We start from the raw sequence: 15,873 nt of genomic DNA on the forward strand, positions 1-15,873 counted from the left end.
TTTGTTATTTTGATGACTGGATTGTTAACAGGTCTTTTTTCTCTGATAACAATTCCATGAGCTGCTTCACTTGCTCATCAGCAGTACCCTCAAGTTTTTTACCACCCTCTGGTCGTGGAGGTGTAAACATCTTACCTACAATGGTCGGTGAACCCTTAAGTCCTAATTGAGAACGTTCAACATTCTCTAGATCACTTACTGCCCAGATAATAGGTTCATATCTAGCTGCACTAATCATGTTCGGCATTGGAGAATAGTCGATTGCATTTATTTCTTTTTCAACTGTTAATAAGCAAGGTAGCTCAGACTGAATGAGTTCATATCCGTTGGTTAATTTTCGTTTGATTAAAATGGTTTTCTCCGCTTGATTGACTTCCGTAACTTCAATTACATTCGTGACTGGTGGAATATCCATCCTTCTTGCGATTCCTGGTCCAACCTGTCCTGTGTCTCCGTCGATAGCGTGTTTCCCACAAATTACTAAATCTACTGGGAGATCCTTACCGATTCTTTCCAACGCTTTAGATAAGGCATAACTTGTTGCAAGTGTATCTGCACCCGCAAAAGCACGGTCAGAAATCAAATAGCCTCTATCTGCACCTATTTCTATACTCTTTTTAATAACAGCCGTTGCCTGCGGTGGTCCCATAGACAATACCGATATGGTACCTCCCGTTTTTTCCTTAATTTTCACAGCCTCTTGAACCGCATGTGCATCGTAAGGATTCAAAATAGCTGGAGCACTTCGGCGGTCGAGTGTGTTTGTTTTAGGATTGATTTTAATGATTTTTGTATCAGGTACTTGTTTGACACATACGACAATGTGCATGTAGGACTTTCCCTCCTCCATATAGTCTAATATTGGTGAAAGCGTTTGCTTCCTTTGGTTATAAAAAATGCTTTTATTAACGATATATGAACCGTAACACAAGCATAGTACCAAACAATGATGGTTTTCTTTTTTTTTCTTACAAAGATAAATGAAATTTCGGATAAACTAAATAAGCATGACAAACTTGGGTAGATTCTAGGGAGTAGGATATAACTAATAAAAAAATTTGAAGTAATAACAAATTGTGGTAAGATATGTAGTTAATCATGATGTAAGAATGTATAAATATAGCACTACTATAACTATATGAAATATTGGGATATAAACAATGATAAAAATCACAGTACTGTCTAAAATTGTAGATTTTATGATTATAAGGAAGGAGGAAAGCAATGAATGAGGTAATCTTCGGGAGTGTACTCTCTGCTTTATCAACAGGAGTTGGAGCGTTACTGATCTTATTTATTCATCATTCTATTACACATCGATGGAAGGACGTATTGTTAGCCTTTAGTGCAGGCATTATGATGGCAGCTTCTACTATTGGTTTGATTCCGGAGGCCCTCAAATATGGAGGATATATATCACTTTTTGTCGGTGTTTGGTTAGGGGTAGGTGTACTAACTCTCTTGGAAAAAAATATTCCCCATATTGACTTACAACATAGTAAAAAGGGAATTCATTTCGATGAAAAAGCTTTGTTAATTATCGCTGCCATTACTTTACATAATATCCCTGAGGGTCTATCTGTTGGTGTTAGCTATGCATCTGCAGAAGGAGATACTGGAAATTTAATCGCATTAGCAATTGGTTTTCAAAATGCTCCGGAAGGCCTTCTTGTCGCTCTCTTTTTAATTAACCAGCAAATTAGTAAATGGAAGGCCTTCATCATAGCGACCTTAACAGGTGCCATTGAGATTGTAACTTCATTATTAGGGTATTTTTTAACTTCATTTGTTCAAGGCCTAGTTCCATACGGCCTATCTTTTGCGGCAGGTGCGATGTTATATATCATTTATAAAGAATTAATTCCCGAAAGCCATGGAGACGGAAATGAGCGAGTATCAACCTATGCGTTTATAATGGGGCTTTTAATTATGGTGTTAATCATTAATATTTTTTAATAGGACAAGCATTTTTCAATGTATTTTTACGCTGTTTTGTACCTCTCAAATTCCAGTTAGATTAATACTTTAGGCCAAATCATAATCATTTGTTTAAAAGCAATTTTAACTTCTTCATTTGGCCTGGAAGCTTGTCCCATTACCCTATGGTAATCATTAATTAATTCATCTAGCTCCTGGCTGTATTTAATTGTTTCCTCACTTGTATAGCCCAACGTGTTTGCACAATTTATCATTAATTCCCTTTTGGCCCTTATCTGTTCAATCATATCATTTTGATTAATACTATCCTTGTACAATGTTATCCTCCTAATCATTACCCTGTTACTGTAATTCGCTAAAAAAGTTGACTACTTGAAGAATTATGACAAGAATTTCTTTAAAAGTAAATACATTCGCAAAAGTAGACAAAACATTCTATTTCTTTCGTTTTTCGACAAATTCCTTCGTTTTTTTCAAGCTTTTACGACAATTGTCTCCGCCTCCCTTCGATTGCTTTATGACAAATTTTACCTTACGCAAATAGGAAGGAAAATGATTGAATAAGTTTCTTTTATTTTGATTGGATTATTAAGCTACTGATAAAATTTTTCCAAAATACTTCCAACTCCGAAAAATGAATTCTAAAATAGATAAAAAAACTGACTGCATTGCTACAGCCAGTTTTCCTTTCTTATAGGTTTACTTCTTCTTTTTCGTAAATAGGAACCCAGCCTTCGGTTGTAACAAAAATTCTTACTGCAACAACCTTTCTGTCTTCTTCAAGGGTAAAATAATGTCTTGTATTTTCTGGTACAGAGATCAAATCACCAGGATTTAAATGAACTTCAAAAAACTCTCCATCTTTACCTTGAATAACAAATACCCCGTGACCACTTACAATAAAACGAACTTCATCATCTGTATGATGGTGCTCGTTTTTAAAATTAGTAAGTAATACGTCAAGATTTGGTGTGTTTTCGGATAATGAGATCACATCTTGTGCTTTATACCCACGTCTCTCAGAAATATCTTCAATCTCTGCAGCGAATGTATTTAATATTTCCTCTTTTTCTTCATCGCTTAAAAGGTATTTTTCTACTAACGTTGCTGGGAGTTTGCTAATATCCCAGTTTTCATAAATAACTTCCTGACCTTCTAGGAAGCTTGCAACTGCCTCCTGCTCGTGAATTTGTTCTTCTTTCTTTTGAAATGTAATATATGCCATATTGTATCAACCTCTCCTGTATTTTTTTAAACTACCTTAAATAATTGGTATGGTTTATGTTCTAGTAACCGCAGTTGGTAGCGGAATAGAAATTCTGATGCTTCTAGGATTTTTTTTGCCTCAAATGCATTTCGTCCCCACACTGTGATTCCATGGTTTCGAATTAGTACAGCACCGCTGTCTTCGGAAACATTTTCTGAAAATTTATTTGCAAGTGTAGGAATATGTGCATAATTTCTTATAATAGGTATCTTTAAAACAGCATCCTCTTCCCACTTATCAAAAGCCTTAATTAACTCTTGACCCTTAAACGTAACTTCTCCATGATCACCATACACCTCTGAAATCACATTATTATCAATGGTATGAACATGAAGACTACAACCAGCATTTGTCTTGCGATAAATCTCCACATGAAGAAGTGTCTCTGCTGACGGTTTTAAATGAGTCTCTTCTACCGGACGGCCAAATTCATCCACTAATAAAAAATCTTCTGAAGTCCGCTTACGTTTATCTTTTCCGCTGGCTGTCACCAAAAATTGAAGCGGATGATCACTCACTTTAATGGCAAGGTTTCCACTTGTTCCCATAAACCAATCTCTCTCTGCCAATTCATCCTTAATATCGGCTAATTCTACCCATCTTTCCTTTAACATGTTAGCTCACCCACCTCAATTCTTTTATTTATTTCCTCGATACAATCAAAGAAAGTATGAAACCCTTGATGGTTAATACCCCATTCCACACATTTTTCCTGAAGTAAATCCCTTGCTAACACAAAGTCAGCATGTTTAGCAGCCTCTAGGTCGGTCACAGAGTCGCCTATTACGATTTTAAAACTCTCCGTTGAATTGTTCAGTTTACGCATAATACTAGGCTTACAGCAACCACAATCATTGTTACAAGAGGAATCGCATTCATGTGGCCAAAGTATATTAATTGTTTCTTCGGAAAAGTCAGAATGATTACAATACACTCCATCAAAAGGAGCGTATTCTGCTAAAATCGGATGGACAAAAAAATCTATACCGCCACTAACAATATAGAGGGGAATTCCCTTTTCACGAACATACCCTACAAACTCCTTAAAGCCTGGTCGGATTTTTGCATTTTCAATTGCAAATTCAGTTATTTCTTTCTTCTTATTACTAGGCAATAAGGAAAATAATTTCCCCACACCCTCATTCACTGAAATCTGACGAGAAAGAATTAAATCCTTGATTTCCACCCATTCAGGGGGAGCAAATTGTTTCATTATAGCAATGATGTTATCACTTTCTGTAATGGTTCCATCAAAATCACAATAAATAACCGGCTTTGTCATTTAGACCGTCACCTCGGCATTTCCCCAAAGCTGAAGTGCCTTATTAAGTTCAGGGTACTGCTCCGCTCCTACTGAGAGTGTGTTTCCCTGAAGAATGGCATCCACTGCTTGTCGGAAGGCAAGGCCACCTCCACGAGCACCGTTTGGATGCCCATGAACGCCACCACCTGCATTGATTACGGAGTCAATTCCAAAGTCACGAATTAACAAGGATACCAACCCTGGATGTATTCCCGCTGATGGCACTGGAAAAGCTTTTTTATAAACATCCTCTTTCGTCAGTTCAGCTGCAATCGAGAGTGCAGATGTTTTTTCTAATGCCACCGTTCCATATGGAGATGGGAACAGTGATAAATCAGCACCTGCATAACGTAAAAGCTTTCCAAGGAGCAAAGAATGGGAAAAGCCATATTGGGATGAAGAAGTTAATGCCCCGCTTACTGCTGGATGTGCCATTAAAGGCAAACCAATTTCATTGTCCTCTCTTAATTCTTGCAGGACATCTAATCCATAGGAGAAGACATTAAATAATAGTAAATCTGCTCCCAGCTCAGCTGCTTTTTTTGCTTTTTCCTTAAGTTGTGAGGTTCTCCCAGTCAGGTTTACTGCGTACAGCGTTCTATGACCAGTCTCTTCTAAAACTTCATTTAAGACTTGTTTTCCCGCGGTAATTCTTTTTTCAAAAGGTGTTAATTCATTTTCAAAAAGAATCTCATCATCTTTGACTAAATCAACACCACCAAGAGCTTGCTGCTTTAACTGTTCTACCAAAAAGTGTATGTCCTTACCAAGTACGCCTTTAAAGATGCTCATCACTAATGGTCTATCATATACGTTTATTTTTTCTCGAATTCCATCGATACCGAATCTTGGTCCAGGAAAATGACTCTTTAAGTGATCATCAAACTGCAAATCTAGTAATTTTATTTTTCCATCCAAGGACAGTTTTCCGAAAACAGTGGTTAAGATTGCTGGCAAGTCAGTAGAGAAATTAATGGTTGGATAGGCAATCCGAATTATTGCTAGACCGTCTCTTTCCGAGTCTTTCCCTTCGATGGAAACGACTCGGCCCTTATGCTTACGTAATTGGTTCTGCTCAAGCTCAGGAAGATTTGTCCAAGAACCAACAGTTAATCCAAGAGCAATTTCCTCTGCTTTTTTCTCCGGATTTTTTTCATCATGTACAAGATATGTAGCAATTATTTCAGACATTATTTTCAACTTCCTTTCCAAAAAACATAAAAAACCCCTTCGAAAAGAAGAGGTTAGCATCACAAACTAACATCTTCTCATCTTTCAGCCAGATTGCTGCAAGATTTAGCACCGTGCTTAACTTTTAGTTAAGTCGGTTGCCGGGCTTCATAGGGCTTTTCCCTCCACCTGCTCTTGATAAGAAAACGATTCGTATTTATTCACATTAATAAGTTGTTAAACTTTATTTTGGATTATCGCAAGAAAAAAAACATTTGTCAACTTATTTTTTGAACATTTCTAAACAACTAATTCTTCTGACAGCTTCAGCTAACCGTTCTTCGGATGATAATAATCCTACTCGAACAAAGCCTTCTCCATATTCACCAAAACCAATACCTGGTGCGACCATTATATGGGCTTGATCAAGTAGAATTTCAGCAAATTGTCCAGATGTGTACCCTTCTGGCACCTTAAGCCAAGCAAAAAAGGATCCCTTTGGTGCGGTTACATCCCAACCTATCGACCGAAGTCCGTTAATTAATACATTACGTCTTCGCTCATATAGTTCATTCAATTCTCTTACACATTCTTGTGATGCAGTTAAAGCTGTAGCTGCCGCTTCTTGAACAGCTCCGAACAAACTTACATACAGATGATCCTGTAGGAGTTCAATGGCTGAAATCACACTTTCATTCCCTACAGCAAATCCTACACGCCAGCCAGCCATATTGTAGGTTTTAGATAAAGTATAAATTTCGATTCCTACTTCTTTAGCCCCTTCGGTTTCTAGGAAGCTTATAGGTCTCTGACCGTCGAAACCAATGGCACCGTAAGCAAAATCGTGAACAACGCAAATATTTTGATCGTTTGCCAGTTTCACTGTTTCTTTGAAAAATTCTTCAGTGGCAACAGCACCGGTAGGATTATTTGGGTAATTCAAAAACATGACCTTTGCTTTTACTAACGATTCGGAAGAAAGTTCGTTGTAGTCAGGTAAAAATGCATTTTCCTCCCTCAATGGCATTGTAACCATTTCCGCTTTTGCCAGAGCCACACCTGACCAATAATCTGGATAACCGGGATCTGGCACAAGAATGGTATCCCCTGGATTCAACAAGCACTGTGGAATCTCTACGAGTCCTGCTTTGCCGCCAAAAAGAATAGCCACTTCCTTATCAGGATTGATCGTTACTCCATACTCTCTCAAGTAAAAATCAGCTGCTGCCTGTTTTAAATATCTATGCCCCTGAAACGGAGAATATTTGTGATTGATGGGATTAGCTGCCGCCTCCTGTAATTTTGACACGATATGCTCAGGCGTTGGCTGATCTGGATTTCCTTGTCCTAAATTTATAACGTCATGCCCTTCGGCAATATACTCTCCAACCTTCTTTACAAGGCCTGCAAAAAATTGTTTTGGCAGACTATTTAAAAGCTCTGATGGTGGAAATTGTTTCATCACTCTCTCACCTGCTTATTCATTACAAATTTTTGTTGAAATTCTAGTCACAAATGATATAACTTTTATAACAGCTTGTAAAGAAAAAATTCTGATTTTTCGAACCGGAGGGAAAATTCTATGAAATTAAACATATCTTGTATACAAATGGATATCGCCTTTGGTAATCCATATGAAAACTATCATTCTGCTGAAAGACTGATTGAAAAAGCAATGGAAACTAAGCCTGACATTCTCGTCTTACCTGAACTCTGGACCACCGGATATGACTTAACACGACTTGATAAAATTGCAGATGACCAAGCGAAACAAACGATTCAGTTTCTACAGGAGGCAGCAAAAAAATACCAAGTTCATTTCGTTGGAGGATCTGTTGCAAACCGCAATGATAGCGGAGTAAAAAATACTTTGATTATCATAAACAAAGAAGGCCAGTTGGTTCACCAATATAGTAAATTACATTTGTTTAAGCTTATGGATGAGCATTTATATTTAGAGGCTGGTACAGAAAAAGGGTTATTCCAATTAGAAAATCGTCATTTTGCGGGAGTCATTTGTTATGACATCCGTTTTCCTGAATGGATACGCACCCATACTTCTCATGGTGCGGAAGCACTATTTGTGGTCGCAGAATGGCCTGAACCTCGGTTAGCACATTGGCGGGCCTTACTAATTTCTCGAGCAATCGAAAATCAATGTTATGTTGTTGCCTGCAACCGGTCAGGAAGTGATCCAAATAACAAATTTGCTGGTCACAGTATGATTATTGACCCTTGGGGAAAAGTGATTGCAGAAGCTGGGGATGAAGAGGAAATTCTATCTGCAGAATTAAACATGGATCTTGTTAAAGATATCCGCAAACAAATCCCTATCTTCGCAGATAGAAAGCCAGAATACTATCGTTAGTTTCAAATTTAAAAATTAATAATATTTTCAAAATTTTGTTGACACCTATCTTTTTATCCTGTTATAGTTTTTATCATACTGAAAAAATAGAATATTAGATTTACTCTTATCACGAGCTGGCTGAGGGATTTGGCCCTTTGAAGCCCAGCAACCGACCTTACCCCACTGAAAAGCGGGGCGCTTATCATGAGATAGGTAAAGGGGAACTCCCTAAAAGGCACGGTGCTAATTCCAACAGAAGGATGTTCTTTCTGAGAGATAAGAGGTGCGAAGAAACATACATCTTCTAGCCTCTTTCAGACAAGAAAGAGGCTTTTTTGTGCGTAAAGTACAACAGAGCCTCCAAAATAAGGAGGAATTTATTATGAGTCTACTAAAACAGACAACGTACAAACCTTTAACTGAAGCATCTGCTATCGAATTATCAATAAATTTAAATATTTTCTCTGAAAAAGCAAACTTATCTTGTAAGGAAATTGGTGATGGCAATCTTAACCTTGTATTCCACTTGGTTGATCAAGATTCAGGGAAAAGTATCATTATCAAACAAGCTCTCCCTTATGCAAAAGTCGTGGGTGAAAGCTGGCCATTAACACTTAAAAGGGCGAAAATTGAAGCAGAAGCCTTAAAAACTTTTGGTCAGATTGCTCCAAATTTCGTACCACAGGTATATTACACAGATGATGTTTTAGCTGTTACTGTAATGGAGGACTTATCCCATCTCTTAATTGCTAGAACAGGATTTATAAAAGGTGCGACCTATCCCCTCATTTCTAAACATTTAGGTGAGTACCTGGCTAGAACTTTATTTTTCACCTCAGATTATGCGCTAACTCCAGCGGAGAAAAAGGCAAAAGTACAACAATTTATTAACCCAGAGCTATGCAAGATTACTGAGGATTTAATTTTTACAGATCCATTTTTAGACGCAGAAACAAATGAATTTGAATCTGACCTCCGACCAGTAGTGGAAGCTCTTTGGCAGGACGAGGAGCTAAAGTTTCAAGTTACTGTTTTAAAAAGAAGTTTCTTAACAGAAGCGGAATCACTTCTTCATGGAGATCTGCATACAGGAAGTGTCTTTGCCGACGATTTCGAAACAAAAGTAATTGATCCTGAATTTGCTTTTTACGGACCTGCCGGTTTTGACATTGGTCAAGTTTTTGCTAATTTACTCTTCCAAGTCATTGTGAATGTGCCAAAACGTGAATTGTTTATCACTCATATTGAAACTGTTTGGAATGTCTTTGAAGAACAATATTCACAATTATGGAATACGGAAAACAAAGAACCATTAGCTAAGACCCCTTCATTCTTACGCTTTCAGCTGGCTAAATTCTTTGAGGATACAATCGGTTTTGCTGGGTGCGAGTTGATCAGAAGAACCATCGGACTCGCCCATGTAGCGGATTTGGATGGAGTTGAGGATGAGCAAACAAGATTAGCAGCGAAGCGTCATTCTTTAGAACTTGGAAAAATCCTTGTCAAACAGAGAAAAGAAATAAAAGACCTCACTGCTTTCATTCGTACAGTCAGAGAAGGATTCTAGGAAAAACAAAGAGGTTGACTTATAGAAGGTCAACCTCCTCTCTTTATTGTGGTTTTGCCCACATTTCTTCTGGGTTTAGTTCGTATATACTATTTTCCCGATACATGTAATGATTGATTATGAATTCCCGCCGTATAGTTGCATAATCATCATGGAATTGTTTGATATACTCGTTTAATTCTTTTTCTTCGTATTTTTTACCTGCTTTTAACCCTTTTACGATATGTTCAAAGACGATTAATTTCTTCTTCCTCTGAGCAGGAATGCTTTTTAATTTCCCATCTTTAGTAAAGAAATTCTCAAGAACTTTTTGTCTTTCTAAACTAGATTCCACCATATTCCCCAACTCCTCTCCTTTTTTCTCAAGTAACTGCGTTAATACTTGTGCTTGTTGTTTAATCATAGATTCATTTAAATAGAAGTAAATCGTATTTTTATCTCTTCTTTCATATACCACATGAATTTCCCTCAGTTTTTTCAAGTGATGTGTGATGGTTGGTGCCGTTAATCCTAGTTTACCTGCAATCGCCTGACCATGAAGAGGACCCTTAGCTAAAAGAGCAACGATCCTGACTCTCGTTGGATCACCCATTGTTTTATAAAACGCTACTAAACGGTTTAGCTGCATCATCATATACACCTCTCAATTTCGATATTCATCTAATTAGATATATATCAAACTTTAATTTTTCTGTCAATAAGAAAATCAAAAGAAAAAGCAAAGTGCACATGACACTTTGCTTTTTCTTTCTAACTTATAGCATTGGACTTTCGTGTTTAGCTTTTAAACGCTGCCATCTTTTTTCTACTTCTGCTTCAAAATCTTCTAAGATTGGCTTGTTTTCATCTTTTAGCAAATGTTTAGTTTTACCCATATATTTTAACCAATCAGCCAGTGGAATTCGTTTGTTCTTTTCTTCTGGGTTATACGTAATCGTTGTAACTCCTTGCTCTACTTCATAAAGTGGGAAGAAGCAGGAATTTACAGCCGCTTCAATGATTGTTGCACCGTAACGGTCATCAGATTTCCAGTTAAGTGGACAAGTGATTAGAAGTTTTCCATACACCGTTCCGACATTTTGCGCATACCACTGTGCTTTTGCACCCTTTTTGATAAGGTCTTGTGGGAACGCTTCTGAACCTGTAAATACGTAAGGAATATTAGTTGAAGCCATAATTTGAGCCGTGTCCTTATGATGGAAGGCTTTTCCTCTCTGTGTCTTACCAACTCCAGATGTACTTGTCATATGGCCAATTGGTGTAGAATAGGACATTTGAGAGCCTGTATTCATGTAACCTTCATTATCATATTCGAGCATAATCAATTTATGTCCACGAAGAGCAGTACCGATTGCAGATCCCATTCCGATGTCCATACCGCCATCTCCTGTAATCATAACAAACGTAGCATCATCTGATACTTGAATCTCACCACGGCGTTTTAATTCCATGAAAGCCTCCACTGTACCTGATAAGGTTGCAGCGCCATTTTGGAACAAGTTGTGCATCATCGTTTGCTTATGAGATGTATGCGGATAAGCGGTTGTTGTAACATAAGCACAACCTGTTTGGAATAGAGTAACAATATCTCCTTCTATCCCTTTGAAGAATAGCTCAAGGCCGGCAAAAATTCCACATCCTGGACAAGCTCCATGACCAGAAGCGATTCTCTTTGGTTTACCAGTAAGAGCCCGAAGCGGTGGGATTTTCACTTTTAACTTATTGGTTTCCTCATCCATTTTCACATCGATTAGACCGGATTTATATACATCTCCATGTTGCGGTAAAATAACCGGCTTAAGGATCTTTTCAGGGTTACCTGGAATATGGCCATAGTAATCAAATGGTTTTTCGGCGTAGCCTTTCTCCATCGTATCGATAGCCATTTCAAAGAATTTCTCAGCATCACTTGCATAGAAATCTTTTCCTCCAAGACCGAAAACACGACTTAAAACAATTGTTTGATTATTACGGTCATCTTGAAGAGCAGATTTCACTTCATGTGTTAAATTCGGACCATTAGCTCCATATGAATCGGCACGTTCCCCAATTAATAACGATTTCACGTTTTTAAGTGCTTCACGAATTTCCTTCGCAGGGAATGGGCGGATAATATTCGGACTAATGACTCCTGCCTTAATTCCCTTTGCACGGAGCTGATCAACGACATCCTTAGCTGATTCAGCTGCGGAATTTAATAAAAATAACGCCACTTCTGCATCTTCCATTTTATATAAGTCAAGAACTGGGTATTCTCTACCAGATAGTTTCGCATATTCAGCAGCTACTTCTTTAAATACCTCACCAGCATTATACATGGCTTCGGATTGCTGGAAATGATTATTAATAAAATCATCACCGCTCATATGTGCACCAATGGTAACTGGTTTTTTAGGGTCTCTAGCAAAATTGTAATCTGTTGGGCACTCCCCAACAAACTGTTGAACAACGCGACGATCCTTGAAGAATTCTACCCTACGCTTTTGATGTGAAGTGAAGAATCCATCATACGCTACAATAACTGGTAAGCGTACCTTTGAATGCTCGGCAATTTTTAGTGCCATAATATTCATATCATAGACAGCTTGCGGTGTTTTGGCTGTTAAAATAACCCAGCCAGTGTTTAATGCATAATAAAGGTCAGAGTGGTCTCCACGAATATCAAGTGGACCACTGACAGAACGTGTAACTAAATTCATTACCATTGGGAAACGAGTACCTGATTGTACAGGAAGCTGTTCAATCATATATAGTAATCCATTTGCACTTGTCGCATTAAATACGCGAGCACCAGTAGCAGCAGCACCATAGCAAATACCCGCTGAACCATGCTCACCATCTGCAGGGATTAATTTAATATCATGCTCGCCACGAGTTTTCATTTGGTCTAGAAATTGCGCTACCTCAGTAGATGGTGTAATTGGGAAATACCCCATGATATGATAGTTGATTTGAGCTGCAGCCATTGCAGCCATTTCATTACCTGATTCAAAAGTTGAAATTTGTTCGGCCATCGCTTGAGTTGTTAATTTATCATCTAAAGTTGCCATTAGAAACTACCTCCTGTAACATAAGGAAAGTTTTGCTTCACGCGGTTAGCGTCTGCATACCCAATCATTTCACGTAAATCTCCGAGCGCATCTGTTGGACATGCCTCCACGCATTTTAAACAGCCCTTGCAATATTGATAATCAATTCCCTTAAGGAACATTTGCTTTCTGCCGCGCTTATCTTCTCCTTCTTCCCAAACGAAACAGAAATCTGGACATACGTTGTCGCAAGCAGCACAATGTATGCATTTTTCTTGCTGGAATTCTGGAAGGAAACCTTGACGAGAACCACTTAAATCTTTAAAAATACTATTTGCTTGTGAAACTAAGACCCCTCCGATTTCCTGGGTTGTATACCCTAGCATCGGAAGTGGACGAGTGAAGGCTTTACCCTCCGCCCCTTCTAGAACTTCATAGGTTTTAAATTTCACTTCATTATATCCACGATCAAACGTACGAATATTTGGTTCAACAAGATGAGGATATTTCTTTGTAAATGTTTTACGTATAACATCTCTCATTGATTCTGGATCTAGAAAGTCTAGTATTCGGTATAAAGCACCGAGCATCGCTGTATTTACTTTTGTTTTTTCTTCAACCGCAATACTTAAGGCATCAATAATGGCCAAAGTTCCATTTTCTAGTTGTAAATCCCTTTTTACTTCATCAAATTCTCTTTCTGTATTTACTAGAACGATTCCCTCAGCACCTAAGCCACTGACAACATTAACTGTCTTATATAGGGCTTCGTGGAAAACACCAACGATATGTGGCTGTTCAATTGGACTATGATCTCTAATTTCTACATCTGGTTCACAAAAACGGATAAAGCTCTTTACAGGAGAACCCTTTTTTTCTGAGCCATAAGATGAAAAGTTGGAACCCTTCAACCCAAGACTAAGAACACCAGCTTCCGCTAACATTTTTCCAGCTAGGTTTGCACCTAAGCCTCCGATTGATTCAAGGCGAATTTCAAAAAATCCTAGTTCATTTTTTTTCGGTAAAATAGACATAATGTCCCTCCCCATTGTTAAAAAAGTATACACATGGCATTTGAGCCTTTTGCGCTACTCTTATTCGTTCATAAAAACACCTTGAAAATGTCATAAAAAATTAACTTCCCCACGATCATTGTAAGACATTCAAATATATTAAGCTGTGACAAAAGTCAAACATAAGAGAATTTTTTTGAAACACATTAATATTTTTCCGAAGAAACATTAATATGACTGGATTAATTAGAATTATCCAATTATATAACAGCATTACATTTGTAATATAACAGCTTTAAATTAGTGGATTATAAGAAGATATTATGGAGCCATAACCTTACTGCCTGTTTGTCTGCTATCTTTTTGGTTGAAAATAAGTTATAATTATTTTTTGTTTTATCATTGAAAAGGAGCCAGTTTATGAATGTAATTTGTTCTACATTGAATGCAAAGTTCATCCATACAAACCTTGCTATTCGCTATTTAAAGGCTTATGCCGCTCCCGAATTTACCATACAGCTCAAAGAATATACGATTAAGGACCCGGTTATGAACATTGTGTCAGACCTTTATCAATCCAAACCGGCCGTTATTGGATTTAGTTGTTATATTTGGAACATTGAAGAAACACTCAAAGTAGTCAATATGCTAAAAAAAATTGACCCTTCTATTTTAATCGTCTTAGGGGGACCTGAAGTTACCTACGATACGATGGAATGGATGGAAAAGCACTCTGAGGTCGATTTTATTGTAATCGGTGAAGGTGAACAAACCTTTAAACAGTTACTCACAGAAATCGAAACGAATAATGATTATCGTAACGTTCCCGGTATTGCTTATCGTTCTCAGGATAGGGTTATCATAACACCACAAATGAATAAGCTAGATCTTAAAGAGCTTCCCTCTCCCTACCGACTTCCTGAAGATATCCCTTACTTAGGTAAGCGGGTAACCTATATAGAAACTAGTAGAGGATGTCCATTTAGCTGCCAGTTTTGCCTCTCATCCATTGAGGTAGGGGTAAGGTATTTTGATAGAGAAAAAATTAAATCTGATATACGGTATCTAATGGAAAACGGAGCAAAAACGATTAAATTCGTTGACCGTACCTTTAATATAAGCCGTAGCTATGCCATGGAAATGTTCCGTTTCTTAATTGATGAGCATCTACCTGGAACAGTTTTTCAATTTGAAATAACTGCCGATATTATGAGGCCGGAAGTAATTGAATTCCTTAACCAAGAGGCACCAAAAGGTCTTTTCCGATTTGAAATCGGGGTTCAGTCTACAAATGACTATACGAATGAATTAGTCATGCGGAAACAAAACTTTGCCAAGCTTACCAGAACGGTAACAATGGTAAAGGAAGGAAACAAAATCGATCAGCATCTGGATTTAATTGCAGGATTACCTGAAGAGGATTATGCATCTTTCCGCAAAACCTTTAACGATGTTTTTGAGATGAGGCCCGAGGAATTACAATTAGGATTCTTAAAAATGCTTCGCGGCACTGGAGTTCGATTGCGTGCTGAACAACATCAATATGTATACATGGACCATTCTCCATATGAAATTCTAAGCAACAACGTCCTTTCCTTTGACGATATTGTAAGGATTAAACAAGTGGAAGATGTACTAGAAAAATATTGGAATGACCATAGGATGGATCATACAGTTGAATACTTGGTCAAAAATGTTTTTCCTTCTCCATTTGATTTCTTTCAAGAGTTTGGTAGCTATTGGGATGAACGCGGCTGGTCAAGAATTGGTCATCAGCTAGAGGACTTATTCCGTAGGTTATATTCTTTCCTTGAACAAAAAGATGTGAAGAACCTTGATTTAGTTGCAGATTTAATGAAATATGATTATTTAATCAATCATAAATACAAACCAAGAAAACCTTGGTGGGAAGCAAGCTATGATAAAAATAGTCGAACAGAATTATATAAAAAGTTTATTGAGAACCCTAACCTCTTAGGAAAAGATTTTATTGATTTAAACCTTGAGGAAAAGGAATTATTTAAACACACGATGCTAGAAGAAATTTCTTTTAATTTAACCGTTTATTTAGCAACGGGCGAAATCAAAAAACAGCCTTCCTGTTTATTGGCTTATTTCGACCCAACGAACAATCGAACGCTTATATTTACAACCTAACGATAAGCCGGGAGAACCCGGCTTATTTATTTTTTTTATTGGACTTTTTTGTTTCGTAAAGCGACTTCCCATTTACGTC

14 protein-coding genes and 2 riboswitches are annotated in these 15,873 nt (G+C 37.6%); of the genes, 4 read left to right on the forward strand and 10 right to left on the reverse strand.

All coding sequences use genetic code 11. The features are described 5' to 3' along the window. Positions 1 to 4 precede the first annotated feature (4 nt). A complete protein-coding gene (locus RCG25_RS18955) occupies positions 5 to 829 on the reverse strand; it encodes an electron transfer flavoprotein subunit beta/FixA family protein (RefSeq protein WP_308080372.1) in 825 nt (274 codons plus the stop codon). A gap of 395 nt (positions 830 to 1,224) precedes the next feature. Here RCG25_RS18955 and RCG25_RS18960 point away from each other — a divergent pair, with 395 nt between their 5' ends. After that, positions 1,225 to 1,956 (forward strand): ZIP family metal transporter, encoded by a 732-nt coding sequence (locus tag RCG25_RS18960; protein ID WP_308080373.1) that lies wholly within the window; start codon positions 1,225 to 1,227, stop codon positions 1,954 to 1,956. A 56-nt stretch (positions 1,957 to 2,012) separates the two neighbouring features. Here RCG25_RS18960 and RCG25_RS18965 read toward each other — a convergent pair whose 3' ends face one another. The 6 genes from RCG25_RS18965 to RCG25_RS18990 all read right to left on the reverse strand — a co-directional run bounded on the left by RCG25_RS18965 (position 2,013) and on the right by RCG25_RS18990 (position 7,140). Further along, positions 2,013 to 2,255 (reverse strand): Spo0E family sporulation regulatory protein-aspartic acid phosphatase, encoded by a 243-nt coding sequence (locus RCG25_RS18965; protein ID WP_308080374.1) that lies wholly within the window; start codon positions 2,253 to 2,255, stop codon positions 2,013 to 2,015. A 374-nt stretch (positions 2,256 to 2,629) separates the two neighbouring features. Beyond that, complete coding sequence (locus tag RCG25_RS18970; RefSeq protein ID WP_308080375.1) at positions 2,630 to 3,163, reverse strand: 1,2-dihydroxy-3-keto-5-methylthiopentene dioxygenase; 534 nt, start codon at positions 3,161 to 3,163, stop codon at positions 2,630 to 2,632. Between the two features lie 26 nt (positions 3,164 to 3,189). Next, positions 3,190 to 3,819: a methylthioribulose 1-phosphate dehydratase gene (locus RCG25_RS18975; RefSeq protein ID WP_308080377.1), complete on the reverse strand. Its 630-nt coding sequence runs from the start codon at positions 3,817 to 3,819 to the stop codon at positions 3,190 to 3,192. Beyond that, positions 3,813 to 4,487: a 2-hydroxy-3-keto-5-methylthiopentenyl-1-phosphate phosphatase gene (locus RCG25_RS18980; protein ID WP_308080378.1), complete on the reverse strand. Its 675-nt coding sequence runs from the start codon at positions 4,485 to 4,487 to the stop codon at positions 3,813 to 3,815. Before RCG25_RS18980 ends, RCG25_RS18975 begins: the two co-directional genes overlap by 7 nt. Beyond that, the gene (gene mtnW, locus RCG25_RS18985; RefSeq protein WP_308080379.1) at positions 4,488 to 5,699 is read right to left on the reverse strand and encodes a 2,3-diketo-5-methylthiopentyl-1-phosphate enolase; all 1,212 of its coding nucleotides are present in this window, start codon (positions 5,697 to 5,699) and stop codon (positions 4,488 to 4,490) included. It lies immediately after the preceding gene. Between the two features lie 74 nt (positions 5,700 to 5,773). After that, positions 5,774 to 5,883: riboswitch (SAM riboswitch) on the reverse strand. Positions 5,884 to 5,961: 78 nt separating this feature from the next. Further along, positions 5,962 to 7,140 (reverse strand): pyridoxal phosphate-dependent aminotransferase, encoded by a 1,179-nt coding sequence (locus RCG25_RS18990; RefSeq protein WP_308080380.1) that lies wholly within the window; start codon positions 7,138 to 7,140, stop codon positions 5,962 to 5,964. Between the two features lie 120 nt (positions 7,141 to 7,260). On the opposite strand from RCG25_RS18990, the gene RCG25_RS18995 reads away from it, so the two are divergent. Both RCG25_RS18995 and mtnK read left to right on the forward strand, forming a co-directional pair. Then, the gene (locus RCG25_RS18995) at positions 7,261 to 8,046 is read left to right on the forward strand and encodes a carbon-nitrogen family hydrolase (RefSeq protein WP_308080381.1); all 786 of its coding nucleotides are present in this window, start codon (positions 7,261 to 7,263) and stop codon (positions 8,044 to 8,046) included. Positions 8,047 to 8,149: 103 nt separating this feature from the next. Then, a riboswitch (SAM riboswitch) is annotated at positions 8,150 to 8,311 on the forward strand. 99 nt (positions 8,312 to 8,410) lie between these two features. Next, a complete protein-coding gene (gene mtnK, locus RCG25_RS19000; protein ID WP_308080382.1) occupies positions 8,411 to 9,595 on the forward strand; it encodes an S-methyl-5-thioribose kinase in 1,185 nt (394 codons plus the stop codon). A gap of 43 nt (positions 9,596 to 9,638) precedes the next feature. Here the strand turns inward: mtnK and RCG25_RS19005 are convergent, their stop codons facing one another. From RCG25_RS19005 to RCG25_RS19015, 3 genes are all read right to left on the reverse strand, one after another. Next, positions 9,639 to 10,223: a DUF2087 domain-containing protein gene (locus tag RCG25_RS19005; protein WP_308084222.1), complete on the reverse strand. Its 585-nt coding sequence runs from the start codon at positions 10,221 to 10,223 to the stop codon at positions 9,639 to 9,641. Positions 10,224 to 10,350: 127 nt separating this feature from the next. After that, positions 10,351 to 12,645: a thiamine pyrophosphate-dependent enzyme gene (locus RCG25_RS19010; RefSeq protein WP_308080383.1), complete on the reverse strand. Its 2,295-nt coding sequence runs from the start codon at positions 12,643 to 12,645 to the stop codon at positions 10,351 to 10,353. Then, positions 12,645 to 13,658: a 2-oxoacid:acceptor oxidoreductase family protein gene (locus RCG25_RS19015; RefSeq protein ID WP_308080384.1), complete on the reverse strand. Its 1,014-nt coding sequence runs from the start codon at positions 13,656 to 13,658 to the stop codon at positions 12,645 to 12,647. Before RCG25_RS19015 ends, RCG25_RS19010 begins: the two co-directional genes overlap by 1 nt. 399 nt (positions 13,659 to 14,057) lie before the next feature. On the opposite strand from RCG25_RS19015, the gene RCG25_RS19020 reads away from it, so the two are divergent. Continuing rightward, a complete protein-coding gene (locus RCG25_RS19020; protein WP_308080385.1) occupies positions 14,058 to 15,794 on the forward strand; it encodes a B12-binding domain-containing radical SAM protein in 1,737 nt (578 codons plus the stop codon). Positions 15,795 to 15,873 lie beyond the last annotated feature (79 nt).

It is taken from the genome of Neobacillus sp. PS2-9 (genome assembly GCF_030915525.1).
Classification (GTDB): Bacteria; Bacillota; Bacilli; order Bacillales; family Cytobacillaceae; genus Neobacillus.

Bases quoted from the DNA above. Each gene is read 5' to 3' on its own strand.
- RCG25_RS18955 (WP_308080372.1), bottom strand. From the start codon at position 829: ATGCACATTGTCGTATGTGTCAAACAAGTACCTGATACAAAAATCATT.
- RCG25_RS18960 (WP_308080373.1), top strand. From the start codon at position 1,225: ATGAATGAGGTAATCTTCGGGAGTGTACTCTCTGCTTTATCAACAGGA.
- RCG25_RS18970 (WP_308080375.1), bottom strand. From the start codon at position 3,163: ATGGCATATATTACATTTCAAAAGAAAGAAGAACAAATTCACGAGCAG.
- RCG25_RS18975 (WP_308080377.1), bottom strand. From the start codon at position 3,819: ATGTTAAAGGAAAGATGGGTAGAATTAGCCGATATTAAGGATGAATTG.
- RCG25_RS18980 (WP_308080378.1), bottom strand. From the start codon at position 4,487: ATGACAAAGCCGGTTATTTATTGTGATTTTGATGGAACCATTACAGAA.
- mtnW (WP_308080379.1), bottom strand. From the start codon at position 5,699: ATGTCTGAAATAATTGCTACATATCTTGTACATGATGAAAAAAATCCG.
- RCG25_RS18990 (WP_308080380.1), bottom strand. From the start codon at position 7,140: ATGAAACAATTTCCACCATCAGAGCTTTTAAATAGTCTGCCAAAACAA.
- RCG25_RS18995 (WP_308080381.1), top strand. From the start codon at position 7,261: ATGAAATTAAACATATCTTGTATACAAATGGATATCGCCTTTGGTAAT.
- mtnK (WP_308080382.1), top strand. From the start codon at position 8,411: ATGAGTCTACTAAAACAGACAACGTACAAACCTTTAACTGAAGCATCT.
- RCG25_RS19005 (WP_308084222.1), bottom strand. From the start codon at position 10,223: ATGCAGCTAAACCGTTTAGTAGCGTTTTATAAAACAATGGGTGATCCA.
- RCG25_RS19010 (WP_308080383.1), bottom strand. From the start codon at position 12,645: ATGGCAACTTTAGATGATAAATTAACAACTCAAGCGATGGCCGAACAA.
- RCG25_RS19015 (WP_308080384.1), bottom strand. From the start codon at position 13,658: ATGTCTATTTTACCGAAAAAAAATGAACTAGGATTTTTTGAAATTCGC.
- RCG25_RS19020 (WP_308080385.1), top strand. From the start codon at position 14,058: ATGAATGTAATTTGTTCTACATTGAATGCAAAGTTCATCCATACAAAC.